20 protein-coding genes are annotated in these 26,818 nt (G+C 73.4%); 9 read left to right on the forward strand and 11 right to left on the reverse strand.

Going from position 1 to position 26,818, the window contains the following annotated elements:
* Window positions 1–3: 3 nt before the first annotated feature.
* From UO65_RS11500 to UO65_RS11510, 3 genes are read right to left on the reverse strand one after another with little or no spacing between them, the layout of a single operon-like run.
* Window positions 4–729: a PIG-L deacetylase family protein gene (locus UO65_RS11500; protein WP_035281571.1), complete on the reverse strand. Its 726-nt coding sequence runs from the start codon at window positions 727–729 to the stop codon at window positions 4–6.
* Complete coding sequence (locus UO65_RS11505; protein WP_152552058.1) at window positions 726–2,123, reverse strand: glycosyltransferase; 1,398 nt, start codon at window positions 2,121–2,123, stop codon at window positions 726–728. The genes UO65_RS11500 and UO65_RS11505 overlap by 4 nt, the downstream gene beginning before the upstream one ends.
* Window positions 2,101–3,330: an MFS transporter gene (locus tag UO65_RS11510; protein ID WP_035281573.1), complete on the reverse strand. Its 1,230-nt coding sequence runs from the start codon at window positions 3,328–3,330 to the stop codon at window positions 2,101–2,103. Before UO65_RS11510 ends, UO65_RS11505 begins: the two co-directional genes overlap by 23 nt.
* Window positions 3,331–3,793: 463 nt before the next feature.
* Here UO65_RS11510 and UO65_RS11515 point away from each other — a divergent pair, with 463 nt between their 5' ends.
* Entirely contained in the window at window positions 3,794–4,303 is a 510-nt protein-coding gene (locus UO65_RS11515) for a metallophosphoesterase family protein (protein WP_035281574.1), read from the forward strand.
* 118 nt (window positions 4,304–4,421) lie between these two features.
* The gene (locus tag UO65_RS11520; RefSeq protein WP_035281576.1) at window positions 4,422–4,838 is read left to right on the forward strand and encodes a hypothetical protein; all 417 of its coding nucleotides are present in this window, start codon (window positions 4,422–4,424) and stop codon (window positions 4,836–4,838) included.
* 72 nt (window positions 4,839–4,910) lie between these two features.
* Here UO65_RS11520 and UO65_RS11525 read toward each other — a convergent pair whose 3' ends face one another.
* A complete protein-coding gene (locus UO65_RS11525) occupies window positions 4,911–5,924 on the reverse strand; it encodes a hypothetical protein (RefSeq protein ID WP_035281578.1) in 1,014 nt (337 codons plus the stop codon).
* Window positions 5,925–6,015: 91 nt separating this feature from the next.
* Here UO65_RS11525 and UO65_RS11530 point away from each other — a divergent pair, with 91 nt between their 5' ends.
* On the forward strand, window positions 6,016–6,612 hold the full coding sequence (locus tag UO65_RS11530; RefSeq protein WP_035281579.1) for a TetR/AcrR family transcriptional regulator: 597 nt from the start codon (window positions 6,016–6,018) through the stop codon (window positions 6,610–6,612).
* Between the two features lie 8 nt (window positions 6,613–6,620).
* Window positions 6,621–7,808 carry an alpha/beta hydrolase gene (locus tag UO65_RS11535; protein ID WP_152552059.1) on the forward strand — a complete coding sequence of 396 codons (1,188 nt, stop codon included), beginning with the start codon at window positions 6,621–6,623 and terminating at the stop codon, window positions 7,806–7,808.
* 54 nt (window positions 7,809–7,862) lie between these two features.
* On the opposite strand, the gene UO65_RS11540 is transcribed toward UO65_RS11535, so the two are convergent.
* Window positions 7,863–8,039, reverse strand: coding sequence for a CsbD family protein (locus UO65_RS11540; protein WP_035281581.1), 177 nt, complete (start codon window positions 8,037–8,039; stop codon window positions 7,863–7,865).
* Between the two features lie 145 nt (window positions 8,040–8,184).
* Between UO65_RS11540 and UO65_RS11545 the strand changes: the two genes are divergently transcribed.
* The gene (locus UO65_RS11545) at window positions 8,185–9,387 is read left to right on the forward strand and encodes an alpha/beta hydrolase (protein WP_152552060.1); all 1,203 of its coding nucleotides are present in this window, start codon (window positions 8,185–8,187) and stop codon (window positions 9,385–9,387) included.
* Between the two features lie 236 nt (window positions 9,388–9,623).
* Complete coding sequence (locus UO65_RS11550) at window positions 9,624–12,836, forward strand: discoidin domain-containing protein (RefSeq protein ID WP_200873361.1); 3,213 nt, start codon at window positions 9,624–9,626, stop codon at window positions 12,834–12,836.
* 73 nt (window positions 12,837–12,909) lie between these two features.
* On the opposite strand, the gene UO65_RS11555 is transcribed toward UO65_RS11550, so the two are convergent.
* Window positions 12,910–13,341 carry a DUF5997 family protein gene (locus UO65_RS11555; RefSeq protein ID WP_035281582.1) on the reverse strand — a complete coding sequence of 144 codons (432 nt, stop codon included), beginning with the start codon at window positions 13,339–13,341 and terminating at the stop codon, window positions 12,910–12,912.
* Window positions 13,342–13,398: 57 nt separating this feature from the next.
* Between UO65_RS11555 and UO65_RS11560 the strand changes: the two genes are divergently transcribed.
* Both UO65_RS11560 and UO65_RS11565 read left to right on the forward strand, forming a co-directional pair.
* Complete coding sequence (locus UO65_RS11560) at window positions 13,399–14,130, forward strand: LysR family substrate-binding domain-containing protein (RefSeq protein WP_035281584.1); 732 nt, start codon at window positions 13,399–13,401, stop codon at window positions 14,128–14,130.
* A 296-nt stretch (window positions 14,131–14,426) separates the two neighbouring features.
* A complete protein-coding gene (locus UO65_RS11565; RefSeq protein ID WP_152552061.1) occupies window positions 14,427–15,590 on the forward strand; it encodes a hypothetical protein in 1,164 nt (387 codons plus the stop codon).
* Between the two features lie 56 nt (window positions 15,591–15,646).
* On the opposite strand, the gene UO65_RS11570 is transcribed toward UO65_RS11565, so the two are convergent.
* The 5 genes from UO65_RS11570 to UO65_RS37360 form a co-directional block, all read right to left on the reverse strand.
* Complete coding sequence (locus tag UO65_RS11570) at window positions 15,647–17,785, reverse strand: tetratricopeptide repeat protein (RefSeq protein ID WP_052021038.1); 2,139 nt, start codon at window positions 17,783–17,785, stop codon at window positions 15,647–15,649.
* A 73-nt stretch (window positions 17,786–17,858) separates the two neighbouring features.
* Window positions 17,859–21,362: a tetratricopeptide repeat protein gene (locus UO65_RS11575; RefSeq protein WP_052021039.1), complete on the reverse strand. Its 3,504-nt coding sequence runs from the start codon at window positions 21,360–21,362 to the stop codon at window positions 17,859–17,861.
* Window positions 21,363–21,444: 82 nt separating this feature from the next.
* On the reverse strand, window positions 21,445–24,240 hold the full coding sequence (locus UO65_RS33220) for an ATP-binding protein (protein ID WP_152552062.1): 2,796 nt from the start codon (window positions 24,238–24,240) through the stop codon (window positions 21,445–21,447).
* A gap of 172 nt (window positions 24,241–24,412) precedes the next feature.
* Window positions 24,413–24,787 (reverse strand): aldolase/citrate lyase family protein, encoded by a 375-nt coding sequence (locus UO65_RS11585; protein ID WP_084175474.1) that lies wholly within the window; start codon window positions 24,785–24,787, stop codon window positions 24,413–24,415.
* Window positions 24,733–25,650, reverse strand: coding sequence for an aldo/keto reductase (locus UO65_RS37360; RefSeq protein ID WP_233427539.1), 918 nt, complete (start codon window positions 25,648–25,650; stop codon window positions 24,733–24,735). The genes UO65_RS11585 and UO65_RS37360 overlap by 55 nt, the downstream gene beginning before the upstream one ends.
* On the opposite strand from UO65_RS37360, the gene pdxA reads away from it, so the two are divergent.
* Entirely contained in the window at window positions 25,625–26,818 is a 1,194-nt protein-coding gene (gene pdxA / locus UO65_RS37365) for a 4-hydroxythreonine-4-phosphate dehydrogenase PdxA (protein ID WP_052021041.1), read from the forward strand. The genes UO65_RS37360 and pdxA overlap by 26 nt on opposite strands.

Genomic DNA, 26,818 nt, shown 5'->3' on the forward strand with positions numbered 1-26,818 from the left:
GTCTCAGTCGTCCCCCTGGTCGTCGAGCCCGGGCAGTGTCGAACCGGCGCGGTGGATCGGGAAGAACTCGGGGGCGCGGAAGGCTTCCGCGGCGGCCGTGCCGCACTGCAACCCCCGCAGCCGCGCCTGCTTGGTGGCGTAGTCGAGGTAGTCCACGCCGTCGGTGCAGCGGAGCCAGTCGTTCTGGCTGCGGTGCGCGGCGAGCATGTCGAGCTTGGTCCCCAGCGCGTCGGAGATGTCGACCCAGCGCTGCGGGGCCGCGCCGACGAGCGCCAGCGTGTCCATGTGGTACACGGCTGGGAGCGCGTCGATGGCGGGCGATCCCGTGCGCTGCAACGGTGACGCCGCCAGCACCAGGCTGTTGAGCGCGATCGCCGACGCCGCCCGGTGGTCGGGGTGGTAGTCGTTCGGGTCGGGGGCGAACAGGACGTCCGGCCGGAACTCCCGCAGCACCTCGGCGAAGGCGATCCGCGTGCCCGGGCTGTCGAACAGGAACCCGTCCGGTTCGCCCAGGAGGAACAGCCGGGCGCCGATCACCTCGGCGGAGCGCCGCGCCTCCCGCTCCCGCACGGCCGCGATGGTGGCCTTGTCGCCGTCGGGGGCGCCGAGGTCGCCGTTGGTCAGCACGCAGATCCCGACCGAGTGGCCCGCCCGCCGGTAGCGGATGAGCGTGCCCGCGCACAGGATTTCCACGTCGTCGGGGTGGGCGCCGACCGCCAGGACGTTCACGCCGCGACCTCGGACCCGACCAAGCCGCCGAGGAAGCTCAGCTCGTCGTGCAGGTGCGAGTCCGGCAGGAAGCGGTCGCGGACCCGTTCCCGGGCGGCGTGCCCGACCGCGGCGCCGGTGGCGGGGTCGGCGAGCAGTTCGGTGATGGCGCCGCCGAACAGGTCGTCCGGGTCGGGCAGGGCGACCGCCCGCCCGTGCCGCGCGTCCGGGATCTGGGCGGTGATGCCGCCGACGCGGGTCGCCACGACGGGAGTGCCCTTCCACATCGCCTCGGCCACGGTCAGCCCGAACCCCTCCGACCGGCTCTTCTGGGTGATGACGGCCGCGTGCCGCTGCACGGCGTTGACCACGCGGGCGTTCTCCACCGGGTCCGCCGTGGGCAGGCAGCACAACTGGACCCGCGACCGCACAGCGCGCGGCAGCCGCTCCCAGTGCGCCGCGCACAGCCGGAAGTACTCCGCCGCCTCCGGGTCATCCGCCACGCCGTCGACCTGGGGGCCGATCAGGCTCAGGTGCGCGTCCGTGCGCGGGGCGACGGTCCGCGCGAAGCTGTCCATCACCCCGATCATGTCCTTGACCGAGTCCCACCGGGACACCTGCGCGACCATCGGCACGTCGGCCCCCGGCGCCGTGCCGACCCGCACGACGGGGTGCCCGGCGTCCGGCGCGGCCAGCAGCCCCGCCCGCACCAGGAGCGACCGCGCCGCGTCGGCGGTCAGGTCGGTGTTCTTGGCGGACATGGGGTCGATGAACGGGGTGATCGACGCGCTGGGCACCCCCATCCTGGAGTCGAGCACCACGTCGCGGAAGTGCGGTCGGGTCGTGATCAGGCCCCGCGCCCGCCGCAGGAACGGGGTGAGGAACGCGCTGGACCGGGCGGTGTGCGCGTTCGGCCGGTCGGCGCCGTTGTGCGCCCGCCACACCGGGATGGCCCCCCGGTCCGCGACGTGCTCGCACAGGCCCGCCGTCTGCGGGTCGTGCAGGACCACCACGTCACCGGGGCGCAGGAACCGGCCCAGGTCGGCGGCGGCCTCGCGGCTGACCCGCCGGAACCCCTCGACCTGCTCGGGGCCGAGCGGTCCGCCGTCGCCCGGCACGCCGGAGATGCCGTTGTCGACGCGCTTGGTGGTGGTGAAGAAGTCGGTGTCGGCCTCGATGACCAGCCAGCGCAGGCCGAGGCCCAGGGCGTGCCCGTAGCCGAGGGCCGGTCGCAGCATCTCGGCGACCCCGCCGCCGTTGTCGGTGGAGTTGACGTGCCACACGGTGGGCAGGGTGGCCGCCCACCTGGTCGCCGCAGCGGTCAGCCGGTCCCAGCGCGCGGCGGTCAGGCACCCGCGCAGCCCGTTGAGCGGGTACCGGCCGACCGGCACTTCACGCAGGCGTGCCGACGTCATCGCCGTCCTCCTTGGTTGTCGGTGCGACCGCGAGGCGGCGCGGGTTCCGGTCGAGGCGGCGGGCGGCCACCGCGGTGGTGAGCGAGGCGGCCAGCCCGATGGCGGCGACGGTGGGCACCAGTCCCACGGCCTCGGCGACCACGCCGATGAGCGGCGGCCCGGCGAGGTAGGCGAGGTAGCCGACGGCGCTGACCCCGGCGGCGGCGGTGGCCACCGAGTGCGGCACCCGGTCGGCGGCGGCGGTCATCGACAGCGGGAACACCGGCCCCAGGGCGAGGCCGACGAAGGCCACGGCGGCGAAGGCCCCCACCGCGCTCGGCTGCGCGAGCCCGACCGCCAGCGCGACCGCGACCGCGCCCGCCGACCAGCGCAGCACGGCCCGCCGCCCGAACCGCACCACCAGCGCGTCCCCGACCGACCTGGACACGAACATGGCCACGCTGAACGCCACGACCGCCGTGGACCCCAGGGACACCCCACCGGCGAAGTCCCGAGCGACCAGCAGCGCCGACCAGTCGGTGACCATGCCCTCCACCAGCAGCCCGCTGACCGCGATCGCGGCGATCGCCAACGGGATCGCGGCGATGCCCCGCAACGGCGACACAGCGGGCGCCACCTCCTGCGCGGGCTCAACGACCGGCGTGTGCGGCAACGCGGGCGCGGCGACGGCCAAGAGCACCAGCAGGACCCCAGCCACCGCGGTGAAGTGGGCGAACACGCCCACCCCCGCCCCGGTCGCGAGCGCACCCCCGGCGGCTCCGAAGAGGACACCGAGGCTGTAGCCGCCGTGCAGCCGCGAGATCACCGACGGCCGGTCGGGCGAGCGCTGCTGGAACTCGATCCCCGCGGTGTTCATCGCCACGTCCAGGCACCCGCTGGCGGCACCGAGCAGCACGAGCACCAGAGCCAGGCCCAGCACACCCCGGGCCGCCGCGATCAGCGGGAGGAAACCGGCGAACAACGCGCCGGAGAGGACGCACAACAACCGGGCACTGGTGAACCGCAACAACCACCCGGTGCCCAGCAGCGCGGGAACGGAACCGGCGGCCACACCGAACAGGGCCACACCGAGCGCGGCGTCGGACAACCCCAGATCCGATTTCACCTCGGGGATGCGCGGCGCCCAACTCGCCAGTACGGCGCCGTTGAGGAAGAACACCAGCCACAGACCGGCGACGGGGTGGTTGGAATGTCGGGTGCGCACCATGGGTCAGCCTCGCGGCCGCCCTGACGGGAATGTTCGACGGTCCCCGGACGGTACAGGAACCGCTGCACCCCGGCATTCCGGGACGCTTTTCCTGCTCCCATCACAGCACGTCCAACCCCGCCGCGCAAGGACGGCCCTGACGAAGTGAAATCACCCACTCGCCACCGGAAAAGCGGTCCACAAAACGCGGACAACACACCCGACCCCCACCGAACGCCTTGTTCACAACGGACATCCACAAAGGTCTTCACATTCCGGGTGAACGACGGATGAACGAAAGTGCGCCACACCACCACCGTCAAACCGCGCAGGATGAAGAGTAATCCAAATTCAGCACGAATACCAAGAATCGGCAAACAAGGTAAAGACGGCGACAATTTTCCTCGAATAGCGGTGGCGGCTGCCACAACCGGAACCGGTCCCGCCACGCGCCGGGCCCCCGGGCCTGTGGCACGATCGACGGGTGCGAGTCCTCGTCCTGTCGGACACCCACGCGCCCCGGTACTGGAAGTCCTGCCCGCAGGCGCTGTTCCCGCACCTGCGGTCCGCCGACGTCATCCTGCACGCGGGTGACGTGTGCGTCGCCCCCGTCCTGCGGGAGCTGGAATCCTACGCCCCGGTGCACGCGGTGCTGGGCAACAACGACGGCCCGGACGTGGCCGAGTGGGGCGCGCCGGAGACCCTGGAGCTGTCGTTGGCGGGCGTCCCGGTGGCCATGGTGCACGACAGCGGCCAGGCCAAGGGTCGCGAGGCGCGGATGCGCCGCCTGTTCCCCGGTGCCCGCCTGGTCGTCTTCGGCCACTCCCACATCCCCTGGAACTCCACAGTGGACGACGTGCGGGTGTTCAACCCCGGTTCCCCCACCGACCGCAGGCGCCAGCCGGTGGGCACGATCGGCCTGTTGCACCTGGAGGACGGCGCGGTGGTCACCGCCGACGTCGTGGCGGTCACCGAACCCCGCGCCCCGAAGTGAACCGCCGTACGCTGCCCCGTCCCACGACCGGGGACTGCGGGCGGGGTTCCGGCGCGCGCCGCGCCGGAACCCTCTAACCTGCGGAGGACACCGTCCCCCAGCGCACCCGGATGTCCTGATGCCCGTTGTCCTGCTCAGCCGCCACATCGAGGCCGACCCGCACGGTGTGGTCCTGCTGCTCCGCGCGCACCGGATCGTCGAGTTCTGGCCGGACATCTCCCGGTTGGCGGTGGTCGGCGAGGTGCACCACCTCACCGCGGAGCTGCCCGGTATCGGTTCCCGGCGCCTGGAGGTGCGGTTCACCTCGGCCGTGCGCGGGGCCGGGTCGTTCCTGGTCGCCTTCGTGGTCAGCGGGGACCTGGCACCGGTGGCGGGGGCGCTGCGGGTCTCGCCCGCCGTGGTGGGTGAGCGCGGGGGGACGGTGCTGTCGCTGAGCCTGGACCACGAGCACGCCAACCCGGCGGTGGACGCGCTCGCGGAGCGGTTCCTGAGCGCGGTGCAGGGCAGCGCCGAACTCCGCGCGCACGACGCCTGACCGCGACCCGGGCGAGGCGGGGGCCGCCTCGGGCTGGCCGCCTGCGCCTCGGAGCAGCGGCGAGGCGGTCCGTCACCCCACCCGGTAGTGGTCGGCCACGGCGGCGAAGGCGGCCTTGGGTTCCCACGGCATGTCCGGGTAGGTGTCGCCGCGACCGTGCTCCAGGACCTTGACCACGCCCCAGCTCGCCATGTCCAGGTCTTCCCGGGGATCGGCCCGGTGGTACAGGCCGTGGCAGACGAACGTGCACACGAACGCGGCGTCCACCCCCTCCTCGGCGAAGACGTCCAGCAGTTCGCGCAGGTAACCCGCCTGTTCCTCCTCGTCCCGGGTGTAGTCGCCGTCGAGCCGCACCGGGATGCCGTCGGAGTACTCGACGATTTCCCCGCTCAGGGCGCCGAGGTCGGCCGCACCGCGGTAGGGCGTGCAGCCGAACTCGGTGATGGCGACCGGCTTGCCCTGGGCGACCAGTGCGCGGATGCCGTCCTGGTAGACGTGGGCGACCTCCTTGGAGCGGTGCGCGTCCACCGACACGACGTCGAACGGTGTCCAGTCGACGCGCTCCAGCGGGACCGAGGCGTAGGTGACCTTGCCGCCGAACCGCTCGCGGACGACGGCGACGGCCCTGCCGAGGAAGTCGTTGACCCGCGCGGGCAGGTCAGCGAGCAGCGTGCCCAGTTCGGACCGCCGTTCCAGCAGGGCCGCCGTGCGCTCCCGCACGCTGTCGCCGGGCAGGAACCCGCGGTTGAACAGGCTCAGCTCGGCCCCGGTCACGAACACGACCTCGGCTCCCCGGCGGCGAATCCGCTCGGCGCGTTCGGCGCCGTCGGCGAGCAGGACGAGCATCTCCTCCTGGCCGAACTGGTGGGTGAACGGGGAGAACCAGACCTCCAGGCCCAGGGTGGCCGCGTGTTCCGCGGCGAACTCCAACCGGTCCAGGTCGTCGCCCCACAGCCGCACGGCGGTGCAGTGCAGGTCGTCGCGGATGATCTGGAGTTCGCGGCGGACGACGTCGGGGTCGAACGGCCGACGGGTGTCGCCGTCGAGGCTCAGCCCGGTGTCGTAGCCGATGCCCTTGGCTCGCATGGGGGACCTTCCTGGTCGATTAAGGTACGGCACGTACCGTACCCTATATCGGAGCGCCGGTGCAGTACGCTCGTCGCCGGAGGAGGTCGGCATGGGGGTGGGAGCACAGGCGGCGACCCGGCGGCGCGGCGCCGAGCTGGAGCGGGCGATCCTGCGCGCGGCCGTGGCCGAACTCGCCGAGTCCGGGTACGCCGGGCTGACCATGGACCGGGTGGCCAGGCGCGCGGGCACCAACAAGAACGCCATCTACCGCCGCTGGCCGCACCGCGCCGCCCTCGGCGTCGCCGCCTACCGGCAACTGGTCACCGAGCAGACGCCGACACCCGACACCGGCGACCTTCGCGGCGACGCGCTGGAACTGCTGCGGGGCGTCAACTGCGACCTGGCCACACCGCGCGCCGAGGTCCTGCGCAGCCTCCTGGCGAGCGCCAACGACGAACCGGAACTGCTGGCGCAACTGCACGAGCAGGTCGCCGACGGCGGAACCGGGCCCTGGCTGACCATCCTCGACCGAGCCGCCGCCCGGGGCGAGGTCGCAGACGGGACCGTGCACCCCCGCGTGGCCACCGTCGCGCTCGTGCTGCTGCGCAACGAGTACCTGACCCGCGGCCTGACCACCGTGCCCGACAACGTCCTCGTCGAAATCGTCGACGAGGTCTACCTGCCCCTGGTCCGCCGGACCGGTTGAGCGCGGACGTGCCAGGACTCCCGGCCGGGAAACCGCGGCTGAGCACCGTGGCGGCCGGTGTCGCCGCCGCACTGGGCACGGGCACGCTGGTCGTCGCCGTGGCCGACCTGCTGCGGCCGGGCTCGGTGAGCCTCCCGCTGATCGGCGTGGTGGCGTGGGCCGTCCACGGGCCGCACCTGGTCCTGGTGAGCCTGGTCGCGGCGGCCGTGGCGGTCCCGGTCGCGGCGCGGCGGCCACGGGGGTGGTTCAGCGGTGTCGCGGCGGCCGTGCCGGTTGCCGCCCTGGTCACCTCGGGCGTCGTCACCGGCTCCATCGTCGTCGCGGTGGTGGGGGCGGGCGGTTCGGTGGACCCGTTCGCCGCGCTGGCCATCACCACCGGGTCGCCGGAACCCGACCGGACGACCACCTATGCCGTGGTGGACGGCGAACCGTTGCGGGCGCTGGTCTACGAACCCGGGACCACCGAGGGCGCTCCCGTCATGGTGCACATCCACGGCGGCGGTTGGTTCACCGGCGCCGCGAAGGATTCCGGGACCCACCCCCGCTGGTTCGCCGACCACGGCTGGTACGTGGTGAGCGTGGACTACCGGTTGTCCACACCGGACAGTCCCACGTGGGACGAAGCTCCCGCCGACGTCGCCTGCGCACTGGCCTGGACAGCCCGGCGTGCCCGCGAAGCGGGCGCCGACACCACCCGGCTCTCCGTCCACGGCGACTCGGCGGGCGGCAACCTCGCGATCAACGCCGCTTGGACAGCGGCAACGGGCACAGCGGTGTCGACCTGCCCGGAACTGGGCCCTGTCCCCGTGCCGGAAGCGGTGGTCGCAGTGTACCCGGTCGCCAACCCAATCCACGCCTACGAGCACGGAAACCCCACACACGGACTGAGCCCGCGCGACTTCACCAACTGGTACCTCGGCGGCACCCCAGCAGCGCACCCGGACCGCCTGGCCGCGATCTCCCCCGAAACCCACATCTCCGACGCCGCCCCGGCAACCCTCATCATCCAGCCGGAACGCGACGACTTCATCCCCGCCCGGGGAAACCACGAACTCGTCGCCGAGGCGCGCGCGGGCGGTGTCGACGTCACCGTGGTGAGCATCCCGTTCACCCAGCACGCTTTCGACCTCACCGGCGGCAGCCTCGGCTCCCAGGCCACGCTCACCACCAGCGCGCGGTGGCTGCGAGACCGGTGAACAGGCGTGTGGGCGGGCGATCCTCGGATCACCCGCCCACCACAGCCCAGGCCATCAGTCCTTCTTGAAGACGTCCTTGATCTTCTCGCCCGCCTGCTTGAGGTGGCCCTTGGTCTGGTCGCCCTGGCCTTCGGCTTCCATCTCGTTGTCGTCGGTGAGCTTGCCCGCTGTCTCCTTGACCTTGCCCTTGAGCTGGTCGCTCTTGGCGTCGATCTTGTCGGCGTCGCTCATGTCGATCCCTTCGTCGTGTGCTCATGGGGTGCCCGGGGCGGCGCGCGTCAAACCTCTTTCGCCCCCGGCGGACATACACGTCACATCGGGGTGCGCACGGTGATCGCCTCCCCGAGGATGGGGGAACACGGCAGAGGGAGTGGTGGTGGCGCGGACACGGGCGGACGGCGTCGGGTCGAGGGTGTTCGCGGTGGTGGGGGCCGTCGTGGTGGGGTGGATCGCGCTCGTGCTGGTGCTGCTCGGGGTGGGCGCGCTGCTGCCCGGGCTCGGCCTCCTCGGCGCCGCCGGGACCGCGGTCGCGGCGACGACGGCCGCGCCTTCGGTGCTCATCGGACTGCTGGCGGTCGGCGGGGCGCTGCTGGTGCGCAGGCGGTTCCGGCGCACCGGGACGGTGCTCGGCGCCGCCGGGGGCGTCGGCACGGCGATGGCGCTGGTCATCGTCGTGGGCTTCTGGATCGCTGCGGCGGGTGCCGGGGCGACGATCAACCCGTTCCGCGCGCTGGTCCCCACGTCACCGTTCGGCGACGGACCCGACGAGCACCCGGTGTACAGCCGGACCGCGTCGGGCCAGGACCTGCACGCCGCGGTCTACCGCCCGGCCACCGCGAATGCCCCGCTGATGGTCTACGCCCACGGCGGCGGCTGGGTCGAAGGGTCCGAATTGGACCGGGATCGCGACATGCGCTGGTTCGCCGACCGGGGCTGGTTGGTGGTGAGCGTGGAGTACACGCTGGCCTCCGAAACCGTGCACACCTGGGACATCGCGGGCCCGCAGTTGGCGTGCGCGCTGATCTGGGCGGCCGAACGCGCTCCCGCCTGGGGCGGCGACCCGGCCCGGATCGCCCTGCTGGGCGACTCCGCGGGCGGGCAGCTCGCCACCACCCTGGCCTACCAGGCCGCCGAGGGCTCCGCGCGGTCCTCCTGCGGCGGCACCGTGCCCCGGGTCGCCGCGCTCGCCGTGCAATACCCCGCCGTCGACCCGGTGGGCGCCTACGACAACGGCTTCTCCATCGGCGACGACCCGAAGCTCGACACCCGCTTCCTCGGCCGCGCCTACACCGGCGGCACCCCCGCCGAGGTCCCCGACCACTACCGCGCCATCACCGGGACCACGCTCCTCCCCCCGACCGCGCCACCCACCCTCGTCATCTCCCCCGACGACGACTCGGTCGTCCCGCCCAACGGCGTGCGCGCCTTCGCCGACCGGGCCCGGGAAGCGGGCATCGACGTAACCCTGGTGCGGCTGCCGTTCGCCAACCACGCCTATGACACCGGCGCCACCGGCAGCCTCGGAAACCAGGCCCGCCTCACCATCACCGAGAACTGGCTGCGCGACCACCTCCGCTGAACCGATTGACGATTTCCCCGCACATCAGGAACACCCCTCTTCGGTCACGAATCACCCCCTGACGCGCCGGTACCCGTCACCTGCGTGAAACACCCGAACCGGACCGGACGATGCCCGGTCGGCGCTCGTAGGGAGCCGCCGATCGAACAGCCGAGCCAAGGGGTGACCGGGTGGCCCAACGGGTACGACCGATCAGATCGATCCGGTTCCTCACAGCGGTTCTGGCGGGTGTTCTGGTGACCCCGTTCCTGTTCGACCAGCCGCATAGTGACCAGGATCACAATGAACGCCACGTGGTGGCCACCGCGGCCGCCCTGGTGCCGACAGCGACCAAACTCCCCCGGACCGGCTGGACGGCCACCGCCACCACCGGAACCGCCGCCGCCGTGCTCGACGGCAACCCCGCCACGGTGTGGGAAACCGCCGCAGCAGGTCCCTTACCCCAGTCGATCACCATCGACACGCGCCGCACCCAACCCGTGTCCGGCCTCGTCTACGCCCCTCGCACCACCGGCGGGACCGGCGTCCTGGGCCAGTACGAGATCCGCCTCAGCCTCGACGGCACCACCTGGGGCGCCCCCGTGGCGGCGGGCACGGCGGCCGACGACGCGACCGCCAAGGCGTTCAGCTTCGCCGTCACCGGCACCAGGTTCGTCCGGCTCACCGCGCTCACCGAGGCGGGCAACCGCGCCCCGCGCGTCGCCGCGGCCGAGGTCGACCTGCTCGGCGACCCCGGCGCCCCGGTCCCCATGACCCCCCTGGCCCGCACCGGCTGGACCGCCGCCGCGAGCGACCAGGAGACCCTGCGCGAGAACGGCGCCGCCGCGAACGTGCTCGACGGCAACGCCGCCACCCACTGGCACTCCCGGTACGCGGTCATCACCCCGCTGCCGCACAGCATCACCCTCGACCTCAAGCAGCCCACGGCGGTGGGCGGCCTGCTCTACCGGCCGCGGGCGAGCGGGGCGAACGGGCGGATCGGCGAATACCGGGTGGCGGTGAGCACCGACGGCACCGCGTTCACCGACGTGTCCTCCGGGGCCTGGCCGGACACCGCCGCCGTGCAGGACGCGCGGTTCTCCCAGGTGGCCACCGCCCGGTACGTGCGGCTGACCGCGCTGACCGAGGCGGGCAACCGCGGCCCGTGGACCTCGGCGGCCGAGATCAACCTGCTCGGCCCGCTCCCGGGCACGCAACTGCCGCTGTCCCGGGCCGGGTGGACGGCGACTTCCGCCGCGCTGGTGGATAACGACCCGGCCACCCACTGGCGCACGACCGGCAGCGGCCTGTCGTTCACCGTCGACCTCCAGCGCGAGCAACCGCTGTCGTCGGTGGTGGTCACCCCGCGCGGCGACTCGGCGGAGGGGCGGCTCGGCGCGTTCTCGGTTGCGGTCAGCACCGACGGCACCACGTTCGGCCCGGCCGCGGCCACCGGCACCTGGGCCACCGACGCCACCCCCAAGGCGATCGCCCTGACCGGGACGCCGACCGCCCGCTACGTGCGGGTGAGCACGACGCAGACCGTGGCCGCCGCAGCGGAGTTCCACGCCTACGGCCCACCCGCGCAGCCGATCGCGGTCGGCCCGCTGAACCGCGACGGCTGGGTGGCGACCGCCTCCGACCAGGAGACCGCCGCCGAGGACGGCCGCGCCGCCAACGTCCTCGACGGCAGCGACGCCACGATCTGGCACTCCCGGTGGTCCGGCACGGCGGCCCCGCTGCCGCACTGGATCACCCTGGACATGCGCGCGCCGCAGACCGTGGCCGGTCTCCAGGTGCGACCGCGCGGGGACAGCGGCAACGGCAACATCGGGCAGTACCGGATCGAACTGAGCGCCGACGGCGTCACCTTCGGCGCCCCGGTGGCCACGGGCACGTGGCCGGACGGCTCCGCGGTGCGGACGGTCCGCTTCCCGGAGGCGCAGGCCCGCTACGTCCGGCTGACCGCTCTCACCGAGGCGGGCAACCGCGGCCCGTGGTCTTCGGCCGCCGAAATCGACGTCCTCGCCGCCTCCGCCGCCCCGGACGCCAGCGTGACCGGGCTGTGGGGTGCGACGGTCGGCTTCCCGATCGTGCCGGTGGCCTCGGCGCTGCTGCCGAACAACAAGCTGCTGACCTGGTCGGCCTACGCGGCGGACAACTTCGGCGGCAGCAACGGCTACACCCAGACCGCGATCATGGACCTGACCACCGGCCAGGTCACCCAGCGCCGCATCGACAACACCGGCCACGACATGTTCTGCCCCGGCATCTCCATGCTCGCCGACGGCCGAGTCCTGGTCGCGGGCGGCAGCGACGCCAAGAAGGCCAGCATCTACAACCCGACCACCGACACCTGGTCGGCCTCCGGCGAACTGAACACCGCCCGCGGCTACCAGTCGCAGACCACCCTGTCGACCGGCGAGGCGTTCACCGTCGGCGGCTCGTGGAGCGGCGGCGAGGGCGGCAAGGTGGGCGAGGTCTACTCCCCCGCAGGCAACTCGTGGCGCACCCTGTCCGGCGTCCGCCCGGAACCGTTCCTCACCGTCGACCCGCAGGGCGTCTACCGCGCGGACAACCACACCTGGCTGTTCGCCGTCGGTGGCGGCCGGGTCTTCCACGCGGGCCCGAGCAGGCGGATGAACTGGGTCTCCACAACCGGCACGGGCTCGGTCACCGACGCGGGCCTGCGCGGCGACAGCGCGGACGCGATGAACGGCAACGCGGTCATGTACGACGTCGGCAAGATCCTCACGGTGGGCGGCGCCCCCGCCTACCAGAACGCCGATGCCACCGCCCGCGCGTACACAGTGGACATCACCACCGGTTCACCCGTCGTGCAACGGGTCGGCGACATGGCGTACCCACGGGCGTTCGCCAACAGCGTGGTGCTCCCCAACGGCACGGTGGTCGTGATCGGCGGCCAGGCCTACCCGGTCCCGTTCAGCGACCAGACGGCGGTGCTGACCCCGGAACTGTGGAACCCGGTCACGGGCACCTTCACCCGCCTGGCCCCGATGGCCGTGCCGAGGACGTACCACAGCGTCGCCAACCTCCTCCCCGACGGCCGGGTGTTCTCCGGTGGCGGCGGCCTGTGCGGCACCTGCGCCACCAACCACCCCGACGGCCAGATCCTCACCCCGCCCTACCTCCTCAACCCCGACGGCACCCCCAAACCCCGCCCCACCATCACCTCAGCCCCCACCACCGCCGCCAACGGCGCCGCAGTCACCATCGGCACCGACCGCGCGGTCACCGGCTTCGCCCTGATGCGCGTCGGCTCGACCACCCACACCGTGGACACCGACCAGCGCCGCATCCCCCTCACCCCGATCCCCCTGAGCCCCACCTCGCACCAGATCACCATCCCCACCGACCCCGGCGTCGCCCTGCCGGGCAGCTACCTGCTGTTCGCCCTCGACGCCGACGGCGTCCCCAGCACCGCCAAGGAGATCCGCATCGGACAGTGAGGCGGGTACGACACACGTCCGCCGTGCGGGGCAACCCCGCACGGCGGACGTGTGTGCTGTGTGGTCGGTCCCGTCAGCGCGGGCGGTGCGGCTGACCCTTGCGCTTGACCGGCTTCGCGGCCTCCGCCGCCTTCTCGGCCTTCTCCGCCTTCAACCGCGCGGTTTCCTTCCGGACCTCGGCCTGGACAGCCCGCTCCTGCGCCAACCACTCCGGCCCCTCGGCCTTCAACGCCTCAACCTGCTCGGTGGTCAACGGGTCGGTGACGCCACCACGGGCAAGACCACCGATCGAGATCCCCAGCTTCGCCGCGATGACCGGCCGCGGGTGCGGGCCGTCGCGGCGCAGGTCGCGCAGCCACTCCGGCGGGTCGGCCTGCAGGGCGTTCAGCTCGTCGCGCGAGACGACCCCCTCCTGGAACTGCTCGGGGGTGGCTTCGAGGTAGACGCCCAGCTTCTTCGCCGCGGTCGCGGGCTTCATGGTCTGGGGGGTCTTGGGCGACGTCATGGGTCCAGGGTATCGGGCGTGTGCGGCACCCCCGATCACGCCCGGTAATCTGGCCGGGTGACAGCGCCCCCGTTCCGGCTCGGCTACGTCCCGGGCGTGATCCCGGGCAAGTGGGTGCGGACCTGGAACGACCGCTTCCCCGAGGCGCCGCTCACCCTCGTCCAGGTCCCCGCCGCCGACGCCGAGGCCCTGATCCGCGACCGCGCCGCCGACGCGGCCCTGCTGCGGCTGCCGATCGACCGCACCGGCCTGCACGCCATCCCCCTCTACACGGAGACGACGGTCGTGGTGTTCCCCAAGGACCACCTCCTGGCCGCAACGGACGAGGCGTCCACCGAGGACCTGACCGACAGCGTCGTCCTGCACCCCCTGGACGACACCCTCGACTGGGACCGCCCCCCGGGCGAGGAAGCCTTCGAGCGCCCGGCCACCACCGGGGACGCGATCGAACTGGTCGCGGCGGGCGTGGGCCTGCTCGTAGTCCCCCAATCCCTGGCCCGGCTGCACCACCGCAAGGACCTCACCTACCGCCCCCTGACCGACGCCCCGGAATCCCGGGTCGCCCTGTCCTGGCCGGAGGACGAGACGACCGACGCGGTGGAGGAGTTCATCGGCATCATCCGCGGCCGCACCGGCAACAGCACCCGGGGCCGCACGCCGACACCACCGGAACCCAAGCGCCCGGACAGCACCCCCCGCAAGCCCGCCAAGCCCAAACCCACCGGCACGGCGAAGCACCGCGGCGGCAACCAGGCGGGCAAGCGCGGGAAGCCCCGCAAGCGGTCCTAGGTCAGGGGCGGGAGGGCGCGGACCGGCACGAGCAGGGTGCGGGTGGGTCCGGAATTCCGGCTCCGGAAACGACACTCAACGCCCCCACCAGGCACGATGCGCTCCTCAGCACCGGGATTCCGGAGTTCCGAGGTGGAGGGGTCATACCGCCGCACGATGTTCCCGTTCACGCTGCGGCGGCTCCCAGCCGGTTCGCGCAGCCCGACCGGAGGAGCATCGAGTTGTCGACACCCGACATCCCCACCCGTACCGATCAAACGACCGAGCACAGGCGCGTGATCACGACGGGCGATCCCGTGGCTGAGCTGTGGCTGTCCCGCCCGGGCATCAAGAGGGTCTTCGCCCCCTGTCCCCACGACCAGGCCGTGAACCGCATCCTGGACGTCATCCCCGCGCTGGAGAGCGACTTCCGCGTCCAGGTGGTGCTGGGCGTTCCCGACACCGGGTACCGGTGGTACGGGGTCGAGGAGCGCGTGCGCGCACTCGGTGGTCTGGTCATCCCCTGGACCCAGGCGGTGCGGACGCGCTTCGACCTGGTGATCGCCGCCTGCAACTGGGGGATCGCGGAACTGGACGGGCCGGTGGTCCTGATGCCCCACGGCGCGGGGAGCCTGCGGTCCCGGGTCGGGCACGACGGCGGCTCCGGCGGGCACGGCCTGCACCCGGGAGAGCTGATGCGCGGTGACCGGGTCATCCCGGCCGCGCTGGCACTGGCGACCGACGACGAGGTGGTCGCGCTGGCGCGCTCTTGCCCGGAGGCGATCCCGCGGTCGATCGTCGCGGGCGACCCGTCGTTCGACCGCATCCTCGCGGGGGTGCCGTACCGCGGCGCCTACCGGAACGCGCTCGGCGCTCGACCGGGTCAGCGCGTGGTGGTGGCCACGACGTCCTGGTCGGAGCACTCGCTGTTCGGCAACGACCCGCTGGTGTTCTCCCGGCTGGTCGAGGCACTGCCCACTGAGGACTACCTGGTGGTGGCCGTGCTGCACCCGTTCATCTGGCGCGGGTACGGCCGCCGACAGGTGCTGGCCTGGTTGGCGGCGGCACGAGCTCGGGGGTTGGTGGTGCTGCCGCCGGAGGAGGGGTGGCGGGCAGCGCTCGCTGCCGCTGATGTCGTGGTCGGCGACCACGGCTCGGTGCTCCAGTACGCGGCGGCCATCGGGGTGCCGACCTTGATGAACACCGGTTCGCTGGTCGACGTGCGACCGGGCAGCACGGCGGACGTCGTGTCCCGCGTCGCATCCCCGCTGCGGCTCGACCGCTCGCTGCAGGCGCAGGTCGAGCGGGCGCCGGCCGTGCGGGCGAACGAGCCCGACCCCGAGGTGGTCGGACTGATCACCACCCGTCCCGGTGCGGCGCTGGGCATCCTGCGGCGCACCTTCTACGGGCTCATGGGGCTGTCCGAGCCGACCCACGGCGTACCCGTCTCCCCTGCGCCGAGGCCGAGGCCGATCAGGTGACCGGGACCGCCGGGCGGGTGGGCGGCCGTCGGACGCGAAGCCGCGTTCGCGGACGCTCACCCGGCCCGGTGCGCCGGGGGTTCGTCATCCAGGGCGTCCAGCCGGGCGCGGATGTGCTCGGCCTTCGGGTCGCCCAACGCGGTGTAGGACTCCAGCGCCTCCTGCCAGTGCTCCCTGGCACCGGAGAGGTCGCCTGCGCCGACCTTGACCTCGGCCAGCTTCTCCAGGACGTGGACCCGCAGCACGAGCGACTCGGCGGCCGGGAGCGACGCCAGCCCCTCCTCCATCTCGACCACGGCCTTCCCGACAGCACCCTGCGCGGCGTGTGCGGCACCGAGCCCGACGAGGGCTTGGGCGTGGCAGTGGCGATCAGCCAGGGTCGCCGCGATCCGCGCCGATCGCCGGAAGTGGTCGATGGCGGCGCTGTGCTCACCCTGGTCGACCAAGGCGTACCCCAGGTAGCACAGCAGCAGCGCGACGCCGCGTTGCTGACCGTGCTCTTCGCTGAGGGCCAGGGAGCGGCGGTAGAGATCCACCGCCTCCGACGTCCGACCACCGCGGTGCGCGGAACTCCCGAGCCCCTCCAACGCCGTCGCCTGCCCCTGCCAGTCGCCCGTCGAACCGGCCAGGTCGAAGGCCCTGCGGTACAGCGCCACGGCCTCGTCCAAGGCGCCGGTGCGCGTGCGGACGGCGGCGGTCTGCAGGAGGCTCCGCACCTCGGCGGCGCGGTTGCCGCACCGAGTCGCGGACTCGATCGCGAGGGTGCCCGTCCTCTCCCACTCCCCGTGGTGGCCGCGGTGCAGGAACAACCCCCAGAGCGCTTCGTGGAGTTGCCAGACCAGGTCGTCCCACCCCCGGGCGAACGCGGCCTCCGCGCACGCCACCAGGTTCGGCACCTCCCGCTCGAGCCAGTCCAGGGCGGAGGCGGGGGTGTCGAACCGCGCCGCACCGGGTGCGCCGTACCGCTCACCGAGGTGCGGTCGCAACGGGGTGACCACGCGATCGGCTGCCACGGCCCGGTCGAGGAACCGGGACACCACCGACCGCAGGGCGCGGGACCTCTCCGACTCCACCTCGTCCCGCTCCGCGCACCGCCGGGCGTGCAGGCGCAGCAGGTCGTGGAATCGGTAGCGGTCGTACGGCAGGTCGGACACCACGTTCGCGTCGACCAGTGCGTCGAGGAGCCCGTCCGCGTCCGGCGAACCGGTGAGGGCCGCGACCACGTCGCGGTCGAACTCGGTGCCGGGGTAGAGCCCGAGCAACCTGTAGAGCCTCGCCGCCGCCGGGGGGAGCCAGCGGTAGGACAGGTCGAAGCACGCCGCGACCGAGAGGAGGTCGTCTTCGGCGGCGAGCGCCCCCAGGCGACGGCGCTCGTCCCCGAGTTCGACCGCCAGGTTCGCGAACCGCGAGTGCGGTCTGCTGGCCAAGCGGGCCGCGACGACGTGCAGGGCGATCGGTACGCCACCGCAGAGCACGGCGACCTCCCGCGCGGACTCCGGCTCAGCCGCCACCCGCTCCGGGCGGACGGCGCGCCGCAGCAGCTCCACCGCCGCGTCCGGCGCCAAGGCTCCGAGCTGGACCACCCGGGCCCCGTCGGCGACCAGGCCGCCGAGCCTGCGCCTGCTCGTCACCAGCACCGCGCTGTGCCGGGAGGCGGGCAGCAGCGGCCGGACCTGCGCGGTGGAAGCGGCGTCGTCGAGCAGCACCACGAGCGCCTTGACCGCGGTCAGCGAGCGGTAGAGCGCCGACCGCTGCTCGATGCCGGGTGGGAGGTCCGCGGTCGGCACACCCAAGCCGCGCAACAACCCACCGAGCACGTCGACGGGCGCGGTGGCGCCGAGCGGGCCGTGCGCCGACAGGTCCACGTACAACTGCCCGTCGGGGAACCGGTCCGACTCGCCGAGCAACCAGTGCAGCGCCAACGCGGTCTTGCCCACACCACCGAAGCCGGTAACGACTGCCAGGGCGGGTCCACCCCGGTGGGAATCGTCCGCGAGCGCGGTCGACAGCTCCCGCACCTCGTCACCCCTGCCGGTGAAGTGCGCCGGGGCCGCAGGGAGTTGACGCGGGACCACGACCGGCGCGGACTGCCGTTGGTGCACGTGGATGCCCCCGTGCACGGAACCGGCCTGGAGCACCGATCCGCCGACCGGGTGCGACAGCTCGTTGACCACGCGGAGACCCGACCGGTCCACGGCACACCTCCTGCTCAGAACCCCCCAGCTTAGTTGGCTTCCGCGGTGCGCGGCCCTCGCACGTGACGAAGGTTCATCCGGTGAGGTCGGCCAGCACCCGCTCGGCCACGAGCATGTGGTCGGTCACCAGTTCCGGTGCCTCGCGCCCGACCCGCCGCACGATGTCCACCGCTTCCCGCGCGGCTGTCCGCGCCTCGGTGGCACGACCGAGCCCGGACAACCCCAGGGCCAGCGTGGTCAGCGCGCCGGAGAGGTACGGTTCCCAACCGGGTTCCTCGGCTGTTGCGGCGCGCAACCCCGCCACCGCCAGCCCACCCAGCTCGACGGCCTCCCCGTGACGGCCCAGCCCCGCCAGCAGTCGGCCCACCGTGCCGCACGACACCGCCGTGTGCGCCGCGTACGAGTCGTCCTCCTCGGACAGCAGCCGCAAGCGCGACCAGGCCTCCTCAGCACGGGCCAGCGCTTCGTCCGCACGGCCGACCTCACCCAGGATGAACGCGAGGTTGTGCAGCGCGTCGGCGGTGTTCGCCGCGTGGAGGTCGCCCTCGACCTCTTCCACCCCGCGGTAGCGGGTCACGGACTCCTCCGCCGGAGCCACCGCCTCCTGCGGTCTGCCCGCCTCGGACAGGAACGACGCCTGGTTGTAGAGAGCCATCGCGAGGTTGGGCTCGAACGGTCGGGGGTCGATGGCGGCGAGGTGCCGGTAGTGGGTCACAGCCTCCGCGGCCACGTCCACCGCGAGATCCCGTTGCCCGTTGTCCGCCAGCGTCTTGGCCTGGTGGTGCAGCGTCAGCGCCAGGTCGGGTTGGTGGGCGTCGGGGTCGGTCTCGGCCAAGTCCCGGTAGGTCGTGACCGCCTCGTCGGCGTACCCCGCCGCCTCCCGCCGCTCCCCGAGTGCCGAGCAGGTGACGGAGAGGTTGTGCAGCGCCCCCGCGAGCTGGGCCAGGAACGGAGCGGAATTGGTTTCGACCAATTCGCGGTAGAGCCGGACGGACTCCTCGGCCGCGGCGAGCGCATCGCGTGCCCGCCCCGGGTCGGAGCTCAGGTACGCGGGCAGGTTCTGCAGCGCGTCAGCCAGATCCGGCAGGTGGGCAGCCGGATCGGCCGCGGCCAGTTCGCGGTAGATGCCCACCGACTCCGCCGCGGCGACGAGCGCCTCGTCGTCCGCACCGAGGTCCGATCGGGAGGCGGCGATGTTGTGCAGCACCTGCGCGAGAGCCTCCCGGGCGGTGGGCGCGCCCGCGGTCACCAGCGCCCGGAGCACATCGGCGGCCTCCTCCGCGTACTGGAGCGCCTCGGCGTGCGACCCGAGTTCGGCGAGGGCTTTGGCCAGGCTGTTCAGCGCGTTGGCCAGACCGGGCAGATCCGGTTCGGTGGTTCCGGGCCCGAGCGCCCGGCGGAGGTCGACCGCCTCGCGCGCGTGCGCCAACGCCTCGCTCCGCCTGCCCGCCCTCGCCGACTGCAGGCTCAGGGTGTTCAACCACGACGCGAGTCGTCGGCGGTGGACCGGGTCCCGCGCGGTGGCCCGGCGAGCCTCCCCGACGGCGAGCGCGGCGTTGGCCAAGGCCTCCTCGTACTGCCCGGCCCGGTCCAACCGCATCGCGAGGTCGCCGTGCACCGCGGCGCGCCGGACCGGGTCCGCCTCCGTCGCCAAGCGGTGCTCGGCCAGTCGCCGAGCGACCGCCGCCGCGGCCACGTCCGTGGTCACGTCGCGGGTCTGCGGGAGCACCGGTTCGACGGCTTCGAGCACGGCGGGATCGAGGTCGGGCAGGTCGGTCAGCCGCGTCGCCGCGGCGCCCCCCGCGACGAGGAGCAGGTGCGGGTTGGCCAGCAGGAGCGGGTTGAGCAAGCCGGTCGAGAGGTGCGGGTAGCGGTGCGCGGCCTCGGCGAGGACCGTCAACGCGGCGGGGGCCCAACTCCGCGCCATCGCCGGGTCCGGGAGCAGGTCGGTGGTCAGCGCCTCCGCCGCGGACACGACGCGGGTGCCCGCGCCCGCGGTGGTGGCGGCCGTGGCCCAGTCGTCGACCTGCCAGTTGAGCTGTGCGTGGGGGTGACCGGGGGTGGTGAGCGCGACGAGGTCCTCGCCGAGCCGGTCCGGGTGCAGGGGTTCGAACACCGTGCGCGGATCGGCGGACGGGTAGCACGCGAGGTGATCGTCGATGAGGTGGTCCGCCGTGCTCGCCGAGTCGGCCAGGTCGGTGCGGCGCAGCGCCAGGCGGGCGTGCGGGCGCGGCAACGCACCAGCCAGGGTCGCGACGTAGGCGAGCCTGCTCATCACCGGCGGGCGGGTGAAGCCACCGCGGGCGGAGTACAACGCGTCCCAGGTGGCGTACTCGCGGCACAGCAGGTAGTCGGCCACGGACACCAGGTCCAGTGGCACCGCGACGTCGCGGTGCCGCGCGTCGACCGCGGCCAAGGCCGCCATCTGCACCGCCAGGACCTGGGCGTACCCGTCGCGGTCCAGGTCGACCGGCAGCGGCACCTCGGCCGGATCGGCGTCGACCCCGAGCTGCGCGGCGAAGTGGCCTGCGGCCAGGCGGAACATCGACAGCCGGGCGGCGGGCTCTTCCGTGAGGGAGGCCAGCGGCCACTGCCCGGTGGCGTCGAGGCCGTACGCGGTGTCGAGTCGCCCGACCACGGCGGGCCACCAGTTCTTCGCCGTCCGGCCCAGCAGGAGCACCCTGGCTCGGGTGCCCCGACGGCGGGCCAACTGCTGCAGGGTGCGCACCAACGTGATCAGGTCGTCGGAGGGCCACCGGTCGGCGTAGTCGACCACGGCCAGCACGTCCGCCCCCGGGGCCAGGGGGACAGCGCCCTCGGTGGCTTCCGGGTCGTTCCCGGAGTCCACCGCCGCCGGGCTGTGCCGGACCTGCCACACCGCCCACTGCCCGCCGCGGTGTTCGGCGGCCACCCGGTCCGCCAACCGGGTCTTGCCCTGCCCGCCCGCGGCGTGCAGCAGGCGGACCGATGTGTGCTCGGGTTCCGCCAACCACCTCCCCAACGCCACCTGTTCGGCGTCTCGACCGGTGAACGGGACGACGGCGAACCTGGGTTGCAGCAGCCGCGACGGCCTGGCCCTGGCCTGTTCCACGGACAGGGCGGGCACCGGGCCGGGCACGCGTTCGACGTCGAACGGCGAACGGCTGAAGTCGAGCGCCGCGTCACCCGCCGGGCGCTCGATGAGCACCGCACCCTGCAGCACCACCCGCTCGACACGAGCCCGGCCACCCGGTTCCCCGCCCCCGGCGCGCGCTCGGCGCGGCTCCGGGCGGACGCGGTCGTGCAGTGCGACCAGCTGATCGTGGTGGGAGAGCAGGTCCTCTCCGGTGGCCGCCCGGATGACCTCGTCCACGTCCCACGCCGCGAGGCAACGCCGCACGTACGACTCGACGAGCCCACGGTCGGGCACCACCGCGCCCCCACCGCGTTCGAGCGTCGAGAGCGTGCTCTTGCTGCTCGCGATGTCCGGGGCCAGGGACTCCAGCGTCAGGCCTGCCCGCTTGCGCAGGTCCCGCAGCCGGGCACCGAACTCGGCCAGTCGCGCCCGCCACGGGTCCCCGCCGGTCGTGTCGTCCACCTGGCAACCCCCTCCACGCGTACGAGGGTGGAGGTGATCCTCGCGCGCCACCCACCCGGCACGGGCCCGGTGGGCACCCCCGTCATTCCAGCCCCGCCTCAGCGGCGAGTCCAGCGGCCTTGCCCGAGCCGATGCGCCGGTGGATCGCCACGGCCTCCCGGAAGGCCCGGTCCGCCGCCTCGTGCTCGCCCAGCGCCCTGGCAACGCGGGCCATTCCCGCCAGCGCCGATGCCTCCTCCGCCGGTCCCGCGATGTCCCTGGCCAAGCGCAGCGCCTCGGCGTACCTGCTCCGCGCGGCACCCGGATCACCCGAGGCCAGGTGCCAGGCACCGTACGCGCTGGACGTCGCGGCCTTGCCGTACCGGTCGTCGAGCTTCTGGTAGAGCGCCTCCGCCTCGTCGAGGAGCGCCAGCGCACCCGGCAGCTTGCCCGAGGCCGTCAGCAGTTCGGCGAGTTCCCTGCGCACCGCGGCCTTCCCCGCGGGCTCGCCGAGCTCTTCGTACAGCGCCAGCGCCGCGCGCAGGGTTTCCTCGGCCCGCGGGAACTCACCCAGGTGGCGCAGGGCGATCCCCAGCTCGATCATGGCCATGGCGACACCCGCGCGGTCGCCCAGCCCGTCGTAGGCCCGCACGGCGGCCTCGAGGCTGTCGCGAGCCTCGGCGAAGCGGCCACGGGCGACGTCGATGCTGCCCAACAGCGACAGCACCTGCGCCTCCCCCAAGCGCATGCGCAGGTCTCGGAAGAGAAGCTGGGCCTTCGTCGCCGCGTCGTGGGCGCGCTCGTAGTCGTCGCTGAACAGGAAAGCGTGGGTGAGGCCCTTGAGCGCGGTCGCCTGACCCGGGTGATCGCCGAGCTCCTCGTAGATCCGCAGTGCCCGGTTGTTGGTGTCGACCGCTTCCGCGTACTCGTCCTGGTAGTAGTGCAGCGTGCCGAGTTCCACCAGGACGGCGGCGACCCCACGAACGTCCCCAGCCTGCTCGTGCGCTGCGAGCGCCTGCGAGTACGCCTCCTCGGCGTCGGAGTAGTCCCCGGTCTGCATCCAGGTCTGCCCCAGGCTCATCAGCGCACGCGCCACCCGGCTGTGGTCGCCGAGCTCGGTGAAGATCTTGACCGCGCCGCGCAGCACGACCTGCGCCCGCTCGTAGTTGTCGGCGTAGAACTCCGTCTTGCCGAGTTCGAGCAGTGTGCGCCCCTCCACCTCGGGGACACCGAGCGCACGCGCTGCCCCGACCGCGCGGTGGTGCACCCGCAGCACCAGGTCCCAGGGGCCGGTGCGCCTCAGGTACGGCGCGAGAGCGAGTGCGAAGCCGACGACCCGCTCCGGTTCCTCCGCCCAGTCCAGGCAGATCAGCAGGTTCGCCCGCTCCTCGTCGGTCCAGTCCATGGCCTGGGCGGCATCAGCGAACCGGGGGAGTCGGCTCGCGGCCCCGGTGTCGGTCTCGTCATCGCGCGAACCGCGCGCCAGCAGGTCGCCCGCGATGCCCGCCGCCTGCTCGTAGAAGTCGAGCAGAGAGGCCAGCGCCGCCGCGGTGGGGTCCGGATCGTCGAGTCCGACCAGCGCGCGGGCGTACTCGGCGATGAGGTCGTGCATCCGGAACCTGCCGAGGAGGATCTCGTCCACCAGGTGCTCGTGGTGGAGGGCGTCGAGATGGGCCTCGGCTTCGTCGGGGTCGATCCCGCACACCGCCGCGGCCGCGAAGCGCTCGATGCCCTCGCCGGGGTGCAGGCCGAGCAGGCGGAAGAACCGCTGCCGCCGGGGTGGCAGGTCGCGGTACGACAGGTCGAACGCCGCGGCGACCGCGCGGTCCCCCGACCGGAGGGCGGGCAGCCGATTCCCGGCGTCGGTGAGTTCCTCGACCAGCCGGGCGACGCTCAGCGCTTTCCGGTTCCGGAAGCGGGCCGCCAGGATCGCGAGGGCGAGCGGCAGCCGACCGCACAGCCGCACGAGCTCCCCCAGCGCCCGCGGTTCCGACACCGGGCGCGCGGCCAGGTCCTGGAACATCCGCTCCGCCTCGTCGGCGCTGAGGGGGGCCAGGTCGATCGACACCACGTCCAGCTCGACGAGCCTGCGCCTGCTGGTCACCAGCACCAGGCAGCGCCCCTCACCCGGCAGCAGCGCCTCCACCTGCGCGTGGTCCGCCACGTTGTCGAGGACCAGCAGAACCCTCTTCCCGCTGAGGACCTTGCGCCAGAGTTCGGCCCGCGCCTCGACACCCTCGGGCAGGTCGAGCGGGTTGACCCCGAGGGCGGCCAGCAGCGAAGCCAGCGCGTCGCGCGGGTCGACCGGCGCTCGACCGGGGCTGTGGCCGTGCAGGTCGAGGAACACCTGCCCGTCGGGAAACCGGTCGGCGAGCAGGTGCGCGGCGTGGACCGCGAAGGCGGTCTTGCCGACCCCGGGCATCCCGTCGACCGCGTGCACGGCGATGACGCGGTGCGAGGCGGTGTCCACCTGCTCGGCGGTCTCGACGAGCAGGGCCAACTCGTCCACCCGGCCGGTGAAGGCGTGCACGTCCCGTCGGAGCGTGCTCGGCGCTCCCCCCGGTGGTGCGTGCTCGGGTCCCGCGATGTCACCGAGCTGCTCGTGGAGTGCCTCGAGCTGCGCGAACGCGGCCCACACCGCCCTGCGCCGTTCCCGCAGGACGGCCTCGTCGGCCGCGATGGCACCGAGGCAGTGGTCGACGTAGTGCCGCACCACGTCCCTCCTGGGCGGCCGGGCTCCCACACCGCGTTCCAGGTCCGACAAGGCGGAATCGGAGGCGGAGATCGCCGCGGAAACCGAGCCCTGCTTCAGGTTCGCCTCGACGCGCAGCGACCTGAGGACCCGACCGAACCCCTGCCGCGCCGCTCTCCACACGTCATCGGAACTGGCAGGCACCATGTCGCGGACCTCCGTGGGCGGTGGCGGTTCGGCCCGGACACCACAACCCGAGGGGCCTCCGACGTCCCAGCCAAGCGTACTGACGGAGGTATGTCGAGGCGGCACCGCCACCGGGCCCGTCGGGACCGCACCCGTCCTCGGGTTCCACCGGGACCGGGGGCCGCGCCCGGCGTCAGGCGCGGGCTGCCGCCAGGTGGGCGGCCACGATCTGCTCCAGGTGGGTGAGGTCGGAGGCGACCGTGGCGAAGGTGTAACCGTCACCCAGGCGGCGGGCGGCGTCCTCGCCAGCGGAGGTGTGGATGCCCGCCGCGATGCCCGTGTTCGCGGCGGTTTCGCGGATGGTCGTCAGGGCCGCCTCGAACTGCTCGGCCACGGCCGGGTCGCCGGGGAAGGCGCCGCCCACGGCGATGCGGAGGTCGGACGGGCCGACGTAGACGCCGTCGAGGCCGGGGGTGGCGCAGATCTCGGCGATGTCGGCCAGGCCGGGCGGGGTCAGCGGTTGTGGGCGGGCATCGGGCCGCGCAGGGCCGCGCCGACCTCCGCGCAGGCGGTCAGCACATCATCGGGCAGCGGACCCCGGGCCGCGGCCTCGACGTTCTGGCGCAGGTGTTCGACCTTCGAGCCGCCGAGCAGCAGCGCGTGCACGTCGGGGGAGCCCGCGAGCCACCGCAGCGCCAGTTCGGTGAGGGGGATGCCCGCCCCGGCGGCGATCGCGGTCAGCCGCTCGACGGCGGCGAACAGGTCGGCGTTCCAGTAGCGCTCGCGGTACATCGCCGCGAGGCGGGAGTCGCCGAAGCGGCCGGTGGTGGTGTCCTCGGTGAAGGTGTGCCTGCCGGTGAGCAGGCCGCCGCCGAGCGGGTTGTAGACCATTGTGGACAGGCCGGTGGCGCGGGCGAACTCCAGGTACTCGTCCTCGACGCGGCGAAGATCCCCGTCTGCGACGCGGAAACCGACGCCGACCTGGACGCCGTCGTGGCCGCCGCACCACCGCGGGTGGCCCTCGCGGGCTCCGGCGGCCTCGCCGCCGCCCTCGGCCGCACCCTGCTGCGCGGAACGCGCACCGACAGCCACCCCACCACCGACGTCCACCCGCTCGTCGTGGTGGGCACCGCGGAGGCGACCGCCGACGCGCAGGTGCGGGCGCTGGTCGCCACCGGGGTCACCGAGTGCGCGGTGCCGGTCACGGTGCTGCTCGCCGACGACCCCGAAGCAGCCCGCGCCGTCGCGGCGGCGCTGGAGGCGGGGCCGGTCGTGCTGCGACCCGCCCGGGACGCTCCCGTGCGGCCCGAGCAGGCCCGACTGGTGTCCGCCGCGCTCGCGCGGCTCGTCGCCCGGGTCGTCGGACCCACCACTGGCGCTGACCGGCGGGGAGACGGCCCGCCGGGTGCTCGACGCGCTCGGGGTCCGCACCCTGACCCCGCTCGACTCCGTGCACCACGGCGCGGTGCGCAGCCGCGCGGACGGCGGCAGGCACGTCGTCACCCGCCCGGGCAGCTTCGGCGGCCCGGGATCGCTGATCGAGATCGCCGCCGCGCTGCGCGGCGGCGCCCACCCGACGGAAGGCACGCCACCCATGAGCAGCTCCACCACCCCGCTGATCGCCGCGACCATGGGCGACGGCGCCGGGGTCGGCCCCGAGGTCGTCGTCGGCGCGCTGGTCGAGCCGCGGCCGGACTGCCGCCCGGTCGTGATCGGCGACGCGGCCCGGCTGCGCGCGGCGGCGGGGGTGCTGGGCCTGGAGCCCGACCTCGTCGTGGTCGAGCGGGTCGCCGACGCCGAGTTCACCCCGGGTCGGATCAACGTCCTCGACGTCGGGCTGCTGCCCGCCGACCTGCCGTGGGGCGAGCTGTCGGCCGTGGCCGGGCACGCCGCCTACGAGTACGTCCGGGTGGCCGCCGAGCTGGCGCTGGCCGGGGAGGTCCAGGGCATCTGCACCGCGCCGCTGAACAAGGAGGCCCTGCACGCCGCGAGCCACCGCTACCCCGGGCACACCGAGCTGCTGGCGCACTTCTGCGGCGTCGACGAGGTGTCGATGATGCTGAGCACGCCGAAGGTGCGGGTCATCCACGTGACCACCCACATCGGCCTGCTCGACGCCATCCGTCGGATCGAGCCGGGCCTGGTGGAGCGCACGGTGCGCCGCGGGCACGAGGCGCTGCGCCGAGCCGGGGTGGACGAGCCGCGCATCGGCGTCTGCGGCATCAACCCGCACGCCGGGGAGAACGGGCTGTTCGGGTACGGCGAGGAGGAGAAGATCGTCCCCGCGCTGGAGGTGCTGCGCGCCGACGGCATCGACGTGCACGGCCCGCTGCCCGCCGACACCGCGTTCTTCGTCGCCGGTCGCGGTGACTACGACCTGGTCGTGGCCATGTACCACGACCAGGGGCACGGGCCGGTGAAGGTCCTGGGCATCGAGGCCGGGGTCAACATCACCGTGGGCCTGCCGGTGATCCGCACGTCGGTCGACCACGGCACCGCCTTCGACATCGCGGGCACCGGCGAGGTTGACGTGCGGAGCATGATCGAGGCACTGCGCCAGGCGGCGCGGATGTCGCCGAGCCCGGCGGCGACGAGCTGA

It is taken from the genome of Actinokineospora spheciospongiae, from assembly GCF_000564855.1.
GTDB lineage: Bacteria > Actinomycetota > Actinomycetes > Mycobacteriales > Pseudonocardiaceae > Actinokineospora > Actinokineospora spheciospongiae.